General features: G+C 72.2%; 13 protein-coding genes. 2 read left to right on the top strand and 11 right to left on the bottom strand.

From position 1 onward, the window contains the following. The first annotated feature begins 85 nt into the window (after positions 1 to 85). Positions 86 to 1132: an RDD family protein gene (locus JIX56_RS28345; RefSeq protein ID WP_257544718.1), complete on the top strand. Its 1047-nt coding sequence runs from the start codon at positions 86 to 88 to the stop codon at positions 1130 to 1132. 37 nt (positions 1133 to 1169) lie between these two features. On the opposite strand, the gene JIX56_RS28340 is transcribed toward JIX56_RS28345, so the two are convergent. The 9 genes from JIX56_RS28340 to JIX56_RS28300 all read right to left on the bottom strand — a co-directional run bounded on the left by JIX56_RS28340 (position 1170) and on the right by JIX56_RS28300 (position 11593). After that, positions 1170 to 1784, bottom strand: coding sequence for a hypothetical protein (locus JIX56_RS28340; RefSeq protein WP_257544716.1), 615 nt, complete (start codon positions 1782 to 1784; stop codon positions 1170 to 1172). 150 nt (positions 1785 to 1934) lie between these two features. Beyond that, positions 1935 to 3392 (bottom strand): adenosylhomocysteinase, encoded by a 1458-nt coding sequence (gene ahcY / locus JIX56_RS28335; RefSeq protein WP_257544714.1) that lies wholly within the window; start codon positions 3390 to 3392, stop codon positions 1935 to 1937. A gap of 348 nt (positions 3393 to 3740) precedes the next feature. Further along, the gene (locus JIX56_RS28330) at positions 3741 to 4718 is read right to left on the bottom strand and encodes a cation diffusion facilitator family transporter (RefSeq protein WP_257544712.1); all 978 of its coding nucleotides are present in this window, start codon (positions 4716 to 4718) and stop codon (positions 3741 to 3743) included. 165 nt (positions 4719 to 4883) lie between these two features. Then, on the bottom strand, positions 4884 to 6035 hold the full coding sequence (manA, locus tag JIX56_RS28325; protein ID WP_257544710.1) for a mannose-6-phosphate isomerase, class I: 1152 nt from the start codon (positions 6033 to 6035) through the stop codon (positions 4884 to 4886). 66 nt (positions 6036 to 6101) lie between these two features. After that, positions 6102 to 7229 (bottom strand): SIS domain-containing protein, encoded by a 1128-nt coding sequence (locus tag JIX56_RS28320; RefSeq protein WP_257544708.1) that lies wholly within the window; start codon positions 7227 to 7229, stop codon positions 6102 to 6104. A 125-nt stretch (positions 7230 to 7354) separates the two neighbouring features. Continuing rightward, positions 7355 to 7525: a Trm112 family protein gene (locus JIX56_RS28315; protein ID WP_257544707.1), complete on the bottom strand. Its 171-nt coding sequence runs from the start codon at positions 7523 to 7525 to the stop codon at positions 7355 to 7357. A gap of 295 nt (positions 7526 to 7820) precedes the next feature. After that, entirely contained in the window at positions 7821 to 9185 is a 1365-nt protein-coding gene (locus JIX56_RS28310) for a phosphomannomutase/phosphoglucomutase (protein WP_257544705.1), read from the bottom strand. Positions 9186 to 9299: 114 nt separating this feature from the next. Next, positions 9300 to 10916, bottom strand: a complete 1617-nt coding sequence (locus tag JIX56_RS28305; RefSeq protein ID WP_257544703.1) for an L-lactate permease — start codon at positions 10914 to 10916, stop codon at positions 9300 to 9302. A 254-nt stretch (positions 10917 to 11170) separates the two neighbouring features. Then, positions 11171 to 11593: a DUF3499 domain-containing protein gene (locus JIX56_RS28300; protein ID WP_257544701.1), complete on the bottom strand. Its 423-nt coding sequence runs from the start codon at positions 11591 to 11593 to the stop codon at positions 11171 to 11173. A gap of 347 nt (positions 11594 to 11940) precedes the next feature. Between JIX56_RS28300 and JIX56_RS28295 the strand changes: the two genes are divergently transcribed. After that, positions 11941 to 12396, top strand: coding sequence for a metallopeptidase family protein (locus JIX56_RS28295; protein WP_257551172.1), 456 nt, complete (start codon positions 11941 to 11943; stop codon positions 12394 to 12396). Between the two features lie 205 nt (positions 12397 to 12601). On the opposite strand, the gene JIX56_RS28290 is transcribed toward JIX56_RS28295, so the two are convergent. Continuing rightward, positions 12602 to 14107 carry a DUF5719 family protein gene (locus JIX56_RS28290; protein ID WP_257544699.1) on the bottom strand — a complete coding sequence of 502 codons (1506 nt, stop codon included), beginning with the start codon at positions 14105 to 14107 and terminating at the stop codon, positions 12602 to 12604. Next, entirely contained in the window at positions 14104 to 17739 is a 3636-nt protein-coding gene (locus JIX56_RS28285) for a glycosyltransferase family 2 protein (protein ID WP_257544697.1), read from the bottom strand. The genes JIX56_RS28290 and JIX56_RS28285 overlap by 4 nt, the downstream gene beginning before the upstream one ends. Positions 17740 to 17895 lie beyond the last annotated feature (156 nt).

Raw genomic sequence — 17895 nt, 5'->3', positions numbered from 1 at the left:
CGTACTGCGGCGCGATGTGACTTCAGCTTGGCAGACTGGCCGTTCTCGGGGCAGGTCAGGGGATGAAACCGGAAGGACTACGGGTGTGAGTGAGCTAGTGACGGGCGAGGCGGTGGCGCTGGAGCTGCGTCCCGCGAAGCTGCCGAGCCGGGCGCTGGCCGTGTTGGTCGACCTGATCGTGGCCATGGTCGTCTACTTCGCGGTGGTCTTGGTTTTCGTGCTGGCGACGGCCGGCCTCGACGAGGCGGCCCAGATGGCGATATCCATCGCGAGCTTCCTGCTCGTACTGGTGGGCGGGCCGATCGCGGTGGAGACGCTGAGCCATGGGCGTTCGCTGGGGAAGCTGGCGTGCGGGCTGCGGGTGGTGCGGGACGACGGCGGGCCGATCCGGTTCCGGCACGCGCTGGTGCGCGGTGCGGTCGGGGTGGTCGAGATCCTGATGACCTTGGGAGTCGTCGCGTGCATCGCCTCGCTCGTGTCGGCGCGGGGGCGGCGGCTGGGTGACGTGTTCGCGGGGACGCTGGTCGTGCGGGAGCGGGTGCCGGCCGGGCAGACGGCGTTCATGCCTCCCCCGCCGCCCTGGCTGGTCGGGCGGTTCTCCGGGCTCGACCTGTCCGCCGTTCCGGACGGGCTGTGGCTGGCCATCCGCCAGTACCTGACGCGCATGCGGCAGCTGGACCCGCACGTCGGCGCTGCCATGGCGGAACGTCTCGCCTCGGACCTCGCGGCGCGTACGGGGGCGCCGGCGCCGCATGGAGTGCCGCCGGGCGCGTACCTCGCGGCCGTGGTGCACGAGCGGCAGGCTCGGGAGGCTCGGCAGGCGTTCGGGGGCGCGGGTGCTGTCGGGCCGGGGGCGCCGGTCGGTGGCCCCGGGTGGGGTGGGCCGATGGCTCGGCCCGCGATGCCTCAACCTCCGGTGGCCCCTGTGTATGCGCCGCCTGGGGGTTTTGTGGGGCAGGCGCCGCCGGCGGGCCCCTTGGGGTATGTGCCGCCTGGCGGAGCCGCTGCCGCTCCGGGGGCCAATGCTTCCGGCACGACGGCTTCGGGCATCTCCGAGGCACCCCAGGAGCCGCAAGGGCCACAAGGGCCACCTGCCGAGCGGCCGGGCACCGGGTTCGCGCCGCCCGCGTAAGCCACGGCCCCTCACGTCCAAAACGTGCAAGCTGCTGTCAGTCGAACGTCGACGGCGGTGTTTCCAGGTGCTCCAGCTCGATTCCAGGTGCCGCCAGAACGACGTCCCCCGCGATGTGAACGGTGTGCCGCTCGCCCGTGTCCAGGGCTGTGACCTGGTATTTGTCCACGGTCAGGGGGCCGTTGTCAGTGGCGTGTGCTTCTCTTGCGATCAAGGCCCAGGACTGGTCGAGGGTGCGCGGGGCGAGGACCGGGTCGGTGAAGGCGACGAGGCGTACGCGGGTGGCGGGCTCGGCAGGGGTGAGGCGCAGGAGACGGGCGGTGGCGATGAGGAACGCCGGGGAGGTGCCGGTGAAGGCATGGGCGCGGACATTGCCTTCGGTGGCCTCCGTGCCGGTGGGGTCGGTGCGGACCCAGGTGACGCCGTCGAGGGCGGCACCGCGGACCTGCCAGCTCGCGGCGTGGAGTTCGAGGCGGATGGGACGGCCGAGTTCGTCCAGGGCGAGGTCGACGGAGCCTGCGTGGTCGCCGGAGGGGGTGGTCAGTTGGGACACATAACGCCAGCCGGACGGGCCGGGCGCGCAGTGGAAGTGTTCCTCGGCGAGGAGGGTGTGATCGTGCGGGTCGTGAAGCGAATACCGGCCGCGGGGCATGGGGGTCCTGGGTCTTGACGGGCTGGTCCGGCCGACGGGCGGGGCGGGAGCCGAAGGGGCAGGCCCCCGGCACGGGGGTGCGGGGGCCTGCCTGGGAGCTGCTGCCGACGTGGGTGCGTCAGTGCACGGACGCACCCGTCGCGGGGCGGATCAGTAGCGGTAGTGGTCCGGCTTGTACGGGCCCTCGACCTCGACCCCGATGTACGAGGCCTGCTCGGGGCGGAGCGTCGTGAGCTTCACGCCGAGCGCGTCGAGGTGGAGGCGGGCGACCTTCTCGTCGAGGTGCTTGGGCAGCGTGTACACGCCGATCGGGTACTCGGACTGCTTGGTGAACAGCTCGATCTGGGCCAGGGTCTGGTCCGCGAAGGAGTTGGACATCACGAACGACGGGTGGCCGGTGGCGTTGCCCAGGTTCAGCAGGCGCCCCTCGGACAGGACGATGAGCACCTTGCCGTCGGGGAACTTCCAGGTGTGGACCTGCGGCTTGACCTCGTCCTTGACGATGCCCGGGATCTGCGCGAGGCCGGCCATGTCGATCTCGTTGTCGAAGTGGCCGATGTTGCCGACGATGGCCTGGTGCTTCATCCTGGCCATGTCCGAGGCCATGATGATGTCCTTGTTGCCGGTCGTGGTGATGAAGATGTCGGCCTTGTCGACGACCTCGTCGAGGGTCGTGACCTGGTAGCCGTCCATCGCCGCCTGGAGCGCGCAGATCGGGTCGATCTCGGTGACGATGACGCGGGCGCCCTGTCCGCGCAGAGACTCCGCACAGCCCTTGCCCACATCACCGTAACCACAGACGACGGCGGTCTTGCCGCCGATGAGGACATCGGTGGCGCGGTTGATGCCGTCGATCAGGGAGTGGCGGCAGCCGTACTTGTTGTCGAACTTCGACTTGGTGACGGCGTCGTTCACGTTGATCGCCGGGAACAGCAGGTCGCCGTCACGCTGCATCTCGTACAGGCGGTGGACACCGGTGGTGGTCTCCTCGGTGACACCGCGGATCTCCGAGGCCAGCTGGGTCCACTTCTGGGAGCCGTCGGTGATGGTGCGGTTCAGCAGTTCGAGGATGACGCGGTGCTCGTCGTTCTCGGCCGTGTCGACGGCGGGCACCTTGCCGGCCTTCTCGTACTCGACGCCCTTGTGGACGAGGAGAGTGGCGTCACCGCCGTCGTCGAGGATCATGTTGGGGCCGCCGGTGGGGCTGTCCGGCCAGGTCAGCGCCTGCTCGGTGCACCACCAGTACTCCTCCAGAGTCTCGCCCTTCCAGGCGAAGACCGGGATGCCCCGCGGGCTGTCCACCGTGCCGTTGGGGCCGACCGCGACGGCGGCGGCGGCGTGGTCCTGGGTGGAGAAGATGTTGCAGGAGGCCCAGCGGACCTGGGCGCCGAGGGCGGCCAGGGTCTCGATGAGGACGGCGGTCTGCACGGTCATGTGCAGGGAGCCGGTGACACGCGCGCCGGCGAGGGGCTGCGCCTCGGCGTACTCCCTGCGGATCGCCATCAGGCCGGGCATCTCATGCTCGGCGAGGGTGATCTCCTTGCGGCCGAACTCGGCCAGGGAGAGGTCGGCGACCTTGAAGTCCTGCCGGTTGTCGACAGTCGTCATTACGAGCTGCTCCTCGGTGTCGGGTCGAGGGTGGATAGGGCTGGTCTGCGCGGCGGCGGACACAGGAGTGCCCGAAGAGGACACAGGCATGCCCGCGTGCGCGCAGCACAGTCCGTCGGAGGCCCTCTCTCCCTCGGCCGGTCCTCGGTGGGACCGCCCGACCGCCATCAGCAGCGACGTCTGGCTCCGTCCCAAGCTACACCGGTCGGCCCGGCCTGCCCCAGTCCGCCTGCGTACAGATCAAGCCGAAGAGGGTGGCTGGGGCGGAGATCCGTTGGGCGGGGACGGGAAAGGGCCCGTCGCTGCGGTTCGCGACGGGCCCCGGTGTCCTGGGGAGTGGCTGGTGGGTCAGTGCTCGGCGGTGGGGGCCGGGCCGCCGGGGGCGGCGTCGGGGTCGGCGCCCCTGGCGGCCTCCGCCTCGCTGTAGATGTCGGGCTCCAGGTAGATGACGCGGGCGATCGGGACGGCCTCGCGGATGCGGGCCTCGGCCGCGTCGATGGCGTTGGCGATCTCGGTGGCCGTGTCGTCGTGCTGGACGGCGATCTTGGCGGCGACGAGGAGTTCCTCGGGGCCGAGGTGGAGGGTGCGCATGTGGATGACGCGGGTGACGGTGTCGCCGTCGACGACGGCCTTCGCGATCTTCTCGACGTCCTCGGCGCCCGCGGCCTCGCCGAGGAGCAGGGACTTCGTCTCGGCGGCGAGGACGATCGCGATCAGGATGAGCAGGACGCCGATGCAGAGGGTGCCGATGCCGTCCCAGACGCCGTCGCCGGTGAGCAGGGCGAGGCCGACGCCGCCGAGGGCGAGGATCAGGCCGACGAGGGCGCCGAGGTCCTCCAGGAGGACGACCGGCAGTTCGGGGGCCTTGGCGTGGCGGACGAACTCGGTCCAGGACTTCTTGCCCCGCAGGGCGTTGGACTCCTTGATGGCGGTCCGGAAGGAGAAGGTCTCGGCGATGATCGCGAAGACGAGGACGCCGACCGGCCAGTACCAGTTCTCGATCTCGTGCGGGTGCTTGATCTTCTCGTAGCCCTCGTAGAGGGCGAACATACCGCCCACGGAGAAGAGGACGATGGAGACGAGGAAGGCGTAGATGTAGCGTTCGCGGCCGTAGCCGAAGGGGTGTTGCGGGGTCGCCTCGCGCTTGGCCTTCTTGCCGCCGAGGAGCAGCAGCGCCTGGTTGCCGGAGTCCGCGAGGGAGTGCACGGACTCGGCGAGCATCGACGACGAGTGGCTGAAGAGGAACGCCACGAACTTCGCTACCGCGATCGCGAGGTTGGCGGCGAGTGCCGCCACGATCGCCTTGGTGCCGCCTGACGCGCTCATGTGTCCGGGGTTCCCTTCGCCTACGCATATGTCTGTGCATGGGCATGGGTACCCACGCTTCCGTCCGTCACCGGCCGGGCTTTGCCAGCCTTTTGCAGGGGGCATTGTTGCAGCCCGGTCCGGCGGCGGTGCGCCAGGCTGTGGATCAGGAGGGGTTCACGCCGTTCAGGCGACCACGGTGGCGCGGAACAGCGTGCCCGGTCCGGACACCTCGGCCTTCTGGTCCGCCGGTACGAAGACGGATTCGCCGGGGGCGAGCGTGTGTTCGCCGGCGCGGACGGAACCGGCCGTGCAGAGGAGGATCTGCGGGGTGGCGCGGGTGAGGTCGTGCGCGGCGGTGGCCTCGGGGAGGACGTAGCGGGAGAGGCGGAACTCCTCGATGGGGGTCTCGTAGACCTCCTCGCCGTCGGGGGACGCCTCGGGGCGCAGGACGCCGGGGTCGGTCGCCTCGAAGCGGACGATGCGCAGGAGTTCGGGGACGTCGACGTGCTTGGGGGTCAGGCCGCAGCGCAGGACGTTGTCGGAGTTGGCCATGATCTCGACGCCGAGGCCGTTCAGGTAGGCGTGCGGGATTCCGGCGCCGAGGAACAGGGCCTCGCCGGGCTGCAGGCGGACGTGATTGAGGAGCATGGCGGCGATGACGCCGGGGTCGCCCGGGTAGTGGTGGGCGATGTCGGCGTACGGGGCGTAGTCGCCGCCGAGGCGGGCGCAGGCGGCCGCGGCCTCGGTGACCGTGTGGGCCATCTCCTCGGGGTCGGCGCCCAGGACGGCGGTCAGCACCTCGCGCAGGGCGGCCTCTTCGGGGTGGGCGTGCAGGAGGTCGACATACGGCTTGAGGGAGTCGACGTCGAGGGCGGCGAGCAGGTCGGCGGCCCGGAGCGGGTCGCGGAAGCCGCAGAGGCCGTCGAACTCCGTGAGGGCGCAGATCAGTTCGGGCTTGTGGTTGGCGTCCTTGTAGTTGCGGTGGCCCGCGTCGATCGGGATGCCCCGGCGCTCCTCGTCCTCGTACCCCTCCCTGGCCTGTTCGAGGTTGGGGTGGACCTGGAGGGAGAGGGGCGCGCCGGCGGCGAGGAGCTTCAGGAGGAACGGGAGGCGGGGGCCGAACTTGGCGACGGTTCGAGATCCCAACTCACGTTCCGGGTCCTCGTCGATCACCTCGGTGAGAGGGCCGCGACCGGTGCGGGAGGGCGCTCCGGGGTGGGCGCCCATCCACATCTCCGCCTGTGGCTCGCCGGTGGGTGCCACGCCGAGGAGCTGCGGGATGGCGGTGGTCGAGCCCCAGGCGTAGGGGCGGACGGTGTTGTCGAGGCGGTCCATGGTGTGTGTTTCTCCGTAGGTGGGGAGCCGGCCGAGGCCCCGGTCAGGGTCGGGCTCCGGTAAAGATCAGGCTCTGGAAGCGAGCGACAGGTAAACGGCGGCGAAATCCGTGATGGCGATCATCTCCGCGAGGGTTTCCAGGTCGCTGCCTTCCTCGGGTTCCAGCTCGCTGATCGCGGTGTCGTGGCTGAGGGCCAGCTCGCGGGCGGCCGGTACGGCGCTCAGACCGCCGGTCGGGCGGTCGCGGAGGACCACCACGCGCGCGTGGAGGGCGGGTGGCTCATCGACGCGGTCACGGAAGAAGTCGTCGGGGTCGGCGCTCGCGGCGAGCGGGCCGGACAGCAGCACGGTGTGTGAGGCGAGGGCCTCGGGCAGCTGGGCGGCGAGGGAGGGGCGGCCCGCCAGTTCGGCGAGCGCGGCCGCGAAACGGCGGCCCACCGGGCCTGCGGCCTGGCCCTCGGTCCAGATCACCGGGAGCCCGTCGGCGAGCTCGGCAGCGAGCGTCTTGGCGGGGTTGCTGTACGTGGCGATGGCCGGGCCGCAGCGCTCGGCCACGCCGTCGAGGCGGTCGGCGACCTTCTGCAGGGCTTCCGGCGGGGCGGCGACCAGGCCGGTGCGGTCCAGCAGCGCGAGCATCGGGGTGAGCAGCGCCCACAGGACGCCGGGAGCGGCGGCGCCGAGGGGCACCTCCTGCTCGTACGGGGCGGTCGCCATCGGTACGAAGAGGCCGTGGGCGCCTTCCACCGCCTCGGCGACGGGGGTGCGGGCCGGGGCGACGGCGACGACCGTGCTGCCGCGGCGGTACGCCTGGTCGACGAGGAGCGACAGGCCGGGTTCGCTGCCGTCCGCGGTGGCGACCAGGAGGAGGTCGACCGGGCCCGTCCAGCCGGGGAGTTCCCAGCGGAGGGCGCCCGCGGCGGGGGCTACGCCGGTGGGGTGGAGACGGATGATGGGGCAGCTCGCGCCCGCGAGGGCGCCGAGCAGGTCGGCGACGCCCGCGGAGGCCATGCCGGGGCCCGCGATCAGGAGGGCGCGGGGGCGGCCGTCCGGTTTCAGGCCGGGGATGCCGGCCTCGATGCCGAGGCGGATGGCCGTACGGACCCGGGCGCCGGCCTCGGCGGCGCCGCGGAGCAGGCCGCGATGGTCCGCCTCCGACAGGGCGTCGGGGGTGTCTAGCAGCGATTCGTCGAGCATGGGCGGCAGCCTCCGATTCGCCGGGTGCCCTTTTACGCCTTTTCGCCTTTACGTTCGCCTGTACGCCTGCGTCGGGCTTCCCGGCGCGTGCGTGGTGCCTTGCGCGAGAGTCTCGGTCGCGTAGGTCACGCGGGGCGGCGGGCCTCGTCGACGAGGAGTACGGGGATGCCGTCCCGGATCGGGTAGGCGAGGCCGCAGTCCTGGCTCGTGCAGGCCAGCTCCGTTTCCTCCTCCGTGAGGGGGGCGTGGCACGCCGGGCAGGCGAGGATCTCCAGGAGGCCGGCTTCGAGCGGCATGTCGGGTCCCTTCGGGGGCGGGTTGTTGTGCGGTGCGGCCTGGTCAGCGTACCGCCGTGAGGGAGTTGGCGCCGGGGTTGGGGCTCTGGGGCGTCTCGCCCCCGCCGCCCCTACCCGTCCCGTCCCCCAGGGGCTGCGCCCCTTCGACCCCGCTTCGCCTGGCAGCTCGGGAGGCGGGGGTTCGTGGGCGGGTGCGGGTTGTGTGTGGTTGCTCGCGCGGTTCCCCGCGCCCCTGAAAAAGCAGGGGCTGCGCCCCGTGCTTTCTCAGGGTGCTTTCTCAGGCGCGGTCCCGCAGTCAGCCCCTGATGATCGCCAGCACCTCGTCCCGGACCTTCGCCATCGTGGCCTCGTCGCGGGCTTCCGCGTTCAGGCGGAGGAGTGGTTCGGTGTTGGAGGGGCGGACGTTGAACCACCAGTCGGCGGACGTGACGGTGAGGCCGTCCAGCTGGTCCAGGGTGACGCCCTCCCGGCTCTCGTAGGCGGAGCGGATCGCGGCGAGGCGGCCCGTCTGGTCGTCGACCGTGGAGTTGATCTCGCCGGACCCGGCGTAGCGGTCGTACTGGGCTACGAGGCCGGAGAGGGGGCCGTCCTGGCCGCCGAGGGCCGCGAGGACGTGGAGGGCGGCCAGCATGCCCGTATCGGCGTTCCAGAAGTCGGCGAAGTAGTAGTGGGCGGAGTGCTCGCCGCCGAAGATCGCGCCGGTCCTGGCCATCTCGGCCTTGATGAAGGAGTGGCCGACGCGGGTGCGCACCGGCGTGCCGCCGTTCTCCTTCACCACCTCCGGGACGGACCAGGAGGTGATCAGGTTGTGGATGACCGTGCCCTTGCCGCCGTGCCTGGCGAGCTCACGGGAGGCGACCAGGGCGGTGATCGCGGAGGGCGAGACCGGGTTGCCCTGCTCGTCGACGACGAAGCAGCGGTCGGCGTCGCCGTCGAAGGCGATGCCCAGGTCGGCGCTCTCCTCGCGGACGCGCTTCTGGAGGTCGACGATGTTCGCCGGGTCGAGGGGGTTGGCCTCGTGGTTCGGGAACGTGCCGTCCAGCTCGAAGTACATCGGGACCAGGTCCAGCGGCAGGCCGGCGAAGACCGTCGGGACCGTGTGTCCGCCCATGCCGTTGCCCGCGTCGACGACGACCTTCAGGGGGCGGATGGAGGTCAGGTCGACGAGGCCGCGGAGGTGCGCCGCGTAATCCTCCAACGTGTCACGCTGGGTGATCGTTCCCGGCGTGGCGGCCGAGGCCGGCGCGCCCGACTCGCTCCAGCCCTCGACCAGTTCGCGGATCTCGGCGAGGCCGGTGTCCTGGCCGACGGGGGCGGCGCCCGCGCGGCACATCTTGATGCCGTTGTACTGGGCGGGGTTGTGGGAGGCCGTGAACATCGCGCCGGGCAGGTTCAGCGCGCCCGACGCGTAGTACAGCTGGTCCGTCGAACAGAGGCCGATCTCGGTCACGTTCACCCCGAGCGCCGCCGCCCCGCGCGCGAAGGCACGCGACAGGCCGGGCGAGGAGGGCCGCATGTCGTGCCCGGTCACAAGGGCGTCCGCGCCGGTCACCCGCACGAAGGCCGCCCCGAAAAGCTCGGCCAGCGTCTCGTCCCACTGGTCCGGGACCACCCCGCGTACGTCGTACGCCTTCACGATCGTCGACAGATCAGCAGCCACGGCCGGCCCTCCAGAAGTCTCATTGGTCACCCCAAACTACCCGCCTGATGTGACAGCCAGCTGTATGACCTCTGAGTACGCCCACCGACTCGCTGTGAGCCCTCCCTTCACCGGCTACGGAAGCATCCACTCCAGTACGGGCGTGCTCTGCCCCACCACGATCAGGCACATCACCAGCAACAGCCCCAGACTCCACGGCAGCACCTTGCGCAGCAGGTCGCCCTCGCGGCCGGCGAGGCCGACGGCCGCGCAGGCGATGGTCAGGTTCTGCGGGGAGATCATCTTGCCGAGGACCCCGCCGGAGCTGTTGGCCGCGGCGAGCAGTTCGGGCGACAGGCCCGACTCGCGGGCCGCGCTCACCTGGAGGGCGCCGAACAACGCGTTGGCGGAGGTGTCGGAGCCGGAGACCGCGACGCCGAACCAGCCGAGGACCGGTGACAGGAAGGCGAGCCCCGCGCCGGCCGCCGCCACGAAGTGGCCGATGGTGGCGGCCTGTCCGGAGAGGTTCATGACGTGGGCGAGGGCCAGGACGGACGTCACGGTGAGGATCGCGAACCGCAGTTCGTGGACCGTCGCCATCCACTCCCTGACGGCCACGCGCGCGTGGACCCCCAGTACGACGGCCGTGCAGAGCCCGGCGAGCAGCACCAGGGTGCCGCCGGTGGACACGATCGGCCAGGTGAAGACATTGCCCCCTACGGGGTCGCCGTCCGGGCCGGCGACGTTCAGGAAGGGCCAGTCGTACGCCTGTGTCGTGGTGGCCAGCCAGTCCTTCACCACCGGGATCTGGGCGACGGAGAAGATCGCGACGATCAGCGCGTACGGGGCGTAGGCGCGCAGGACTTCGCGCGGCGGGTCCTCCTCGTCGAGGTCCTCGCTGCGCGCGCCGGTCAGGACGGCGGCGCGTACGGGTTCGGCGGCGGGCCGGCGCGCCTGCGGTACGGCGACGAGGGCGCCCGCGCCCAGCAAGGCGGCGCCGATGTCGGCGAGTTGCGCGGAGACGTAGTTGGAGGCGACGAACTGGCCGACGGCGAAGGCGAACCCGCAGGTCAGGGCGGGCACCCAGGTCTCGCGCAGCCCGCGCCGCCCGTCGACGAGCCAGACGAGCACCAGGGGCACCACGAGGGCCAGCAGCGGTGTCTGCCGGCCGACCACGGACGCGACGGTGTCCAGGGGCAGTTCGGTGACCTGGGCGAGGGTCACGACCGGGGTGCCCATGGCGCCGAAGGCGACGGGTGCGGTGTTGGCGACCAGGGCGACCACGGCGGCCTTCACCGGTTCGAAGCCGAGCGCGACGAGCATCACCGAGCAGATGGCGACCGGCGCGCCGAAGCCGGCGAGGGCCTCCAGGAGCGCGCCGAAGCAGAACGCGACGACGAGCGCCTGGATGCGCGGGTCGTCGGAGAGCCGCCCGAAGGAACGGCGCAGGATGTCGAAGTGCCGGGTGTGGACGGTCATCCGGTACACCCACAGGGCGTTGACGACGATCCACATGATCGGGAAGAGGCCGAACGCGGCACCCTGGGCCGCACTGGAGAGCGTCTGGCCGAGCGGCATGCGATAGGCGAGCCAGGCGACCAGAACGGCCGCCAGGAGGCCGATCAAGCCCGCCAGATGCGCTTTCAGGCGCACACCGCCGAGCAGAACCAGGACGATGACGAGGGGCAGGGTGGCGACGAGGGCGGACAGGCCGAGCGAGCCGGCCACGGGTTCCAGTTCCTGGACGTACACGGGAGCCTCCCCGTATTCCGCGATGCGGAAAGCGGTTTCTCACGGCACGGGCACCCGGAATGGTCGCGTCCGCGGCGACACGGCGTCAACAGGCGTGCACCACTGGGCGGAACGGCGGGAACGGAAACAGCCACACCGAACGGGAGGGGGACGACCGCGAAGGAGCGCGTCCGGCAACGGCCGCGTTCGGCACGCCGGTTGTCCGAGCGTCAGCTTGTCCGCGCGTGCTGTCCGCGCGTCAGCTTGTCCGCGCGTCAGTTGTCGGGGGAGCGCAGGACCCGGAGATGGCCGCGGCGGGCGACCTCCATCGGGTCCGCCGAGCGGGCGCCGCCACCGGCCTCCGCGGCACGCCGCTGCGGGCGGGCCGCCTCGCGCACGGCGTTGGCAAGCGCTTCCAGGTCGTCACCGCTGGGGCGGGCGGGGGCCGAGCCGTCCAGCAGGCGTACGACTTCCCAGCCGCGCGGGGCGGTGAGGCGCTCGGAGTGCTCGGCGCACAGGTCGTAGCAGTGGGGTTCGGCGTAGGTGGCGAGGGGGCCGAGGACCGCGGTCGAGTCGGCGTAGACGTACGTCAGCGTCGCGACGGCGGGGCGGCCGCAAGCGGTGCGCGAACAGCGACGTACAGGGCTCACGACGTTGGACGGTACCGCACTCTTGAGCGGGCCGCGACGACTCTCCACCAGGTCACTCCACCGTGTCGTGCTGTGAAACGCCCCACACGCCCCTCCGGCCCCACCGCGTTGACCTGCGAGCAACCCCTCGTCCGGGATGCCGAACGATCCTGAATTCGATCAATTTTCTATACAAACCATGCCAATTGGCGCTAGTTCATCAGTCTCGGAGAGATATGGAATCGAGCCCAACCTTGGCCGGAATGGTCATCCTGCGACATGCCCTACAACCCTCCGGAGCCCCGTCGTACGGCGAGCCGGTTGGACGTGCCAGGTCAGCGATGTCAGGCCGGTGGGGGTGGCCGAGGGTGTGGAGCCGGGCGGGCGGACCTCGTGAGGACTACGCTTCACAGGTGATGGAGAACCTCGTACCGCCTCGCGCCGCCTCCGCACCTGGGCCCCGCCGCCGAGATCGGCACGGCAGGGGGATGCGCGGGCCGATCGCGCCGCCGCAGGTGCCGCTCGCGGCGAGTCGTGCGGAGATGTTCGCGGATCTTGTGCAGGACTCCGTGGAGCGGCTGGAGCGGCGGTGGCCGCAGCTCACGGATGTCGACTTTCTTGTGCTTGAGGTGCCTCGGCTCGATGGGCCGGGGGACGCGGAGTGGAATGACGAGGCTGTGCCTCTGGGGGGGATCGTCGTCGCGCGGGAGGGGCGGCCGGCTCGGGTTGTTGTCTATCGGCGGCCGGTGGAGATTCGGACCAAGGGGCGGGATGAGCGGGCCGCGCTGGTGCATGAGGTCGTGGTGGAGCAGGTGGCCGAGTTGCTGGGGCTGAATCCGGAGACGGTGGATCCTCGGTACGGGGAGGACTGACGGCGGGGGTTCGCCCGGGATGGGTTTCGCCCCCGCCGCCCCCGCCGCCCTACCCGTCCCACCCCCAGGGGCTGCGCCCCTTCGACCCCACTCAGGTGGTTCTTCGGGTGCGGGTGGGTGGGGGCTGGTCGCGCAGTTCCCCGCGCCCCCCAAAAAAAAGCAGGGGCTGCGCCCCGTGCTTTTTGACCGGGGGCTCTCCCGCGGTCTACCTCTGCAGTACCGACAAGTCCTGTTCCGCCTCCGGGACCGCTACCGTGCCTCGGTCGTTCGGGAGGGTTTGGATGGTGAAGGCGGGGAGGGTGCCGAGCTTGGATTCCAGGGTGCGGGAGGCGTAGACGGGGCCGCCGGAGACCGGTTCGACGGTGAGGGCGTAGGTGCCCTTGAGGCCGGCCGGGGCGGGCATGTCGATGTTCTGGGTCGTGCCGGCTTTGATCGTGAAGGTCTTGGTCGTGGGTTCGCCGGCGGTGGTGCCGGCGGAGGCGGTGACCTTGACCTTGGCCGTGCGGGTGGGGGCGGTGAGGGCGAGGGTGGTGCCCTTGGCGCGGTTGTCGGCGACCGTGGCGCGCGTGCCGACCGGGCGGGTGGCCGGGATGAAGGCCGTTTCCTGGTTGTCGCCCTTGCCGCGGACGACGCGGAGGGCGGCCACCACCGGGACCGACGCGTCGGTCGGGGTCAGCAGCAGGGAACCGGCCTCGCCGCGCGTGATGTCGCCGAGGTCGGCGGAGGCGGTCATGCCCCCCTTGACGTGCAGCGTCTCGTTGCCCGCCGGGGTGATCGGGCCGTTGGGCGAGGCGAGTCGCAGCTTCAGGTCGGCGTCGGTCTCGCCGGGGGCGAAGACGACGAGGCGTACGGACGTGGCGTCCTTCGGGATGCCGGGGAGGACCAGCTCGGCGGCCGGGTCGGTCGCGGCGGCGAGCCAGTCGCCGCCCAGCTTGTCGTCGAGGGCCTGGACAGCGGCGGCGACCCGGCCGCTGCGGACGCTGACGTGGACCGTGAGGTCGGCCTCCTTCGCCGTGGCGAGCGTCGACAGCAGGACCGGCTCGGTGGAGCGGGGCTGGACCGTGATGCCCTCCCCCACCGTGGACTTCAGGGCGCCGTCCTTGCCGTAGAGCTCGATGTCGACGACGGCCGCCGAATCGTCCGGGTTGGTGAGGTGGACGTAGTCCGTACGGTCCGCGACCGTGCCGGCGCCCGGGAACCAGAACTCCGTGTCCGGGGCGGTGCAGTTGACACCGAGCAGGCCGCGGCCGGTGCCGGCGGCGACCTCGGTGGTCTCCTGGACCGTCCAGCCGGGCGCGAACTTCTCCTCGGCCGTGCCGATCAGTGCGGGCGAGTCACCGCCGTCGGTGCTGCCGGTGACGGGCTTGCCGGGCCCCTTGACCTCGACGACGGGCTTGTCGGCCTTGCCCTTGTCCGCCTTGTCTGTCTTGTTCGCCTTGCCCGTCGACTCCTCGCCGGCCGCCACGAGTTCGGCGCTGCCTTCGGCGCCGGTGCCCTCGGTGACGGGTGTGAAGGAGGTGTACGCCGTCTCCGCGACGTCCGAGGTGCTCGGCTGGGGGCAGAGCAGGCTCGTGCGCTGCACGGGCAGTTGGGCGGCGGCCTTGGTGGTGGTGTCGCCGCCGGAGGCGTCGGGCGCGGTGAGTGCGGCGAAGCCGGTGACGGCGGCGAGGGCGGTCGTGCCGGCGATCAGGGACAGGGTCGTGCGGTTCACTGCTGGCTCCCGTCGGGGCGCTCGCTGTCGGCGCCGGTGCCGTGCGACGGGTCGTACGTCGCGTCGTAGCCCTGGGTGTACGTCTGGTCGTACGAGGCCGTATTGCCGCCGTAGGAGGCGTACGGGTCGTACTGGCCGCCCTGGTAGGGGTCGCCCTGGTAGTGCTGCTGGTCGTACGTGCCCGCCGGGTACTGCTGGGCGCCCTGGTACTGCTGGTCGTACTGGCCGTATGTGGCGCCCGCGCCCGCGTGGTTGGCGGTGTCCCACTCTCCGTACGCGTGCTGCTGCGGGACGGGGGCGGCGACCGGGGCCTCCCCCGGAGGAGTCGGCAGGTCGGGGTCGGCGGACTGTTCGGCCTCGGACTCCGCCTGGGCGCGCAGGCGGCGGGCGCGGCGGCCGTCGCCGGTGGTGTCCTGGGCGGGCGCGGCGACCGGCTCGTCGGGGAGGTCGTCGTCGACGTCCCGGCGGCGGCCGGGCAGGGCGAGGACGACGAGGACGACGGCGAGCGAGCCCTGGGCCCACAGCCAGCCGGTGTGGGTCACCGGGGCGTCGAAGGTGACGTCCAGCTTGCCGCCGTCGACGGGCAGTTGGAAGCCCTGGGCCCAGCCGTCGACCGTGGTCGCGGTGAGCGGCTTGCCGTCGAGGGTGGCGGTCCAGGACTCGTCGGCGGTGTCGGCGAGGCGCAGGACCCGGCCCGAGCCGCCGGCCGGGATGGTGGTGTGCACGTCGACGGGGCCCGCGGCGACGGCCTTCGGGTCGCCGGAGGAGGCCTCGATGGTGACGCGGGCGACCTGGCGGTCCACGCGCCACAGGGCGCTGCCGTTCTGCTGGCTGAGCCGGCTCAGGCCGGGCGTGGCGTCCAGGACGCGGCCGACCTCGCGGGGCGCGCCCGGGCGGACGAGGACGTACCGCACGGCGAAGCCGCCGAGTTCGTCGGTCTGGTCGGCGCCGGAGCCCGCGACCAGGTGGGCGACGACCTCGTCGAGCTGCTTGTTCTCCCCGGCGGCCGCGGTGAGTTCGGCGTCGCCGAGGCGGACGCCGGAGCCGCGGACCAGGGTGTAGGCGACCTTGGCGGTGGAGTCGCTGTCGAGGACGAGGGTGCGGGCCTGGTCGCGGGTGCCGCTCTCCTCAGCGACGAACGGGGGCACCTGGACGGGGTCGCGGCGCTCCAGGGGGCCGTCGGCGCCGCCGATCACCCATCCGGCGGCGGCCAGCAGCGGGCCGACGGCGGCGGCGAGGGCGATGAGCGCGGCCACCGGCTGGCGCCAGCCGAAGCTCTGCTCGGCCACGCGTGAGCGTGCCCCGTCGGCGCCGAGGGTGGCGGCGGCGAGGAGGGCGATGCCGTAGACGAGGGTGGCGGGGCCGGCCCAGGTGGAGCCGTTGGAGAGGACCGCGAAGATGAGGGCCACCAGGGCGGCCGTCCAGGCGGTCCGGATTCCCAACTGACGTTCCGAGCGGAGCAGGGCGGCCAGTGCGGCCAGGACGACGCCGATGAGCGTCAGTCCGCCGACCGTGCCGGGCCCGCCGGGGCTGATGCCGAGCAGGTCCGTCGCGGAGGCCGTGCTCCCCCCGTACTCCATGCCGGCCTCCTGGAAGAAGCCGAACGGCAGCAGCGTCAGCGACCAGGGGGCGAGGATCAGCAGCGGGGTGCCCAGCTGGGCGAGGAAGCGCGGGCCGTAGGCGGTGATCTCGCGGCGGCGCACGGCGAGGAGTCCGAGACCGAGGAGCAGCGCGATGGGCCACACGATCGGGGTGAACGCGGTGGTGATCGTCAGCAGCAGCGCGTACGCCCAGGTGGCGCGCCAACTGCCGCGCGCCCCCGTGCTGCTCGTCAGGCCGCCGGCCGCGGCGCCCGCGCGGGCGATGAGGGGCAGCAGGATCGCGAGGACGGCGGTACCGATGCGGCCGGCCGCGAGCGCGCCGGTGACGGCGGGCAGGAAGGCGTACGCGACGGCCGCCCAGGCGCGCAGCAGCCGGGACTCGACCAGGGGCCGCGAGGCGAAGTACGCGGTGAAGCCGGCCAGGGGCACGGAGGCCACGAGCAGCACGGTGACCGCGAGTCCGGTGGAGCCGAACAGCAGGGAGGCGAGCATGGCCACGAGCGCCAGATACGGCGGGGCGGCCTCGGCGCCGCCCGCGCCCACGGGGTGCCAGGCGTCCAGGTAGCGGGACCACAGCTCGGCGGAGTCGGCGGGGGCGGGCAGCAGGGCGCCACCCGTGAGCGCGCCGCCGCCGAGCAGGTCGCGGCAGGCGGCGAGCGCGGCGATCAGCAGGAGCGCGAAGAGCACGGGCCCGGGCTTGCGGGCGACGCGCTTGAGCCGGGCGAACTGCTCGACCTGGAGGAAGTCGGCGTCGTCGTCGCCGGGCCCCGACTCGACCGCGCCGCCGTGCCGTCCGGCCGGGGCGGAGTCGGTGTCGGAGCGGCCGAAGAGATCGCCCGCGACCTGTTCGACGGTGGCCCGGACGGTGGCGCCGGGCGGCGGGAACAGCGGGCGCAGCTCGCCCTTGTCCAGCTGTGGGCGGCCTCTTCTGCGCCGCCCGGCGATGATCCGCTCGGGTCGCAGCAGCACGCTCAGCAGACCGCGGATCTCGTCGACGGCCTGTCCGGGGACCTTGCCGACGAGATACGCGACGGTCCTGAGCAGCGTGCCGAGGACGATGCGCAGCAGCACCCAGGGGAGCTGTGCCGTACGGGAGTTGACGAGGAGGGTGTAGATCGCGCCGGCCTTGTCGACCATGTGCGGGGAGGCGGCGCTGCGGCCCACGCAGTCGACGGTGCGGCGCTCGCGCGAGGACGCCTCGGCGTGCCGTACGACGGCTTCGGGGGCGACGAGGACGCGGTGCCCGGCGGCGGTGGCGCGCCAGCACAGGTCCACGTCGTCACGCATCAGGGGCAGGCGCCGGTCGAAGCCGCCGAGCTCCTCGAAGACGTCGCGGCGGATCAGCATGCCGGCGGTGGACACGGCGAGGCTGGGCCTGATGTGGTCGTGCTGGCCCTGGTCCTGCTCGCGGCGGTCCAGGCCGGTCCAGCGGCGGCCGGAGTTGGCGATGGTGACGCCGACCTCCAGGAGCTGACGGCGGTCGTACCAGCCGCGCAGCTTGGGGCCGACGACGGCGACGTCGTCCCGGCCCAGCTCCCGCTCGTTCTCCACGACCCGCAGCAGTTGGGCGAGGGCGTCGGGCTCGGGGGCGCAGTCGTCGTGGAGCAGCCACAGCCACTGGACCGGCTCTCCGTGGGGGAGTTCCGGCATGTCGTACGCGTCGTCGCGCCAGGTGCGGGTGACGGGGTCCCAGCCGCTGGGGCGCCTGAGGTACGCCAGGTCGTCCTGGGTGAGGACGCCCGCGGTGCGGTGGGCCTCCTCGACGGCCTGGCCGAAACCGGTCCGTCGGGCCAGGTGCAGGACGCGGTCGGCCCCGAGGGCGTCGGAGAGGAGCCGGGCGGAGTCGTCCGCGCTGCCGGTGTCGGCCGCCATGGCGCTCTGCACGGGGCGCTCCTGGCCGAGCAGCCCGGCGAGCGCGTCGGGCAGCCAGCGGGCGCCGTCGTGCGCGACGAGGACCGCGGTCACCACATGACGTGGGAACTCAGGAGTGGCAGCGTCTTGGTGGGCTGCGGTGTGGCTGTGCACGGACATCGAGGTACGGGCCCCGGTTCGATGGACTGCGGTGGACGCCTGTGTCCGGCGGGGACAACGGGACGTCTCGGACGAGGGCCCACACTAACGGCTGAGCAGCACGGCGGCCCGCCGCCTGTGGACAACCCACGTGCGACGGGCCGTGCATGTTCGGTT

It is taken from the genome of Streptomyces sp. CA-210063, assembly GCF_024612015.1.
Lineage (GTDB): Bacteria > Actinomycetota > Actinomycetes > Streptomycetales > Streptomycetaceae > Streptomyces.
Note: the sequence above shows the minus strand (reverse complement) of the source record. Positions and strands in the feature narration are given on the sequence as shown.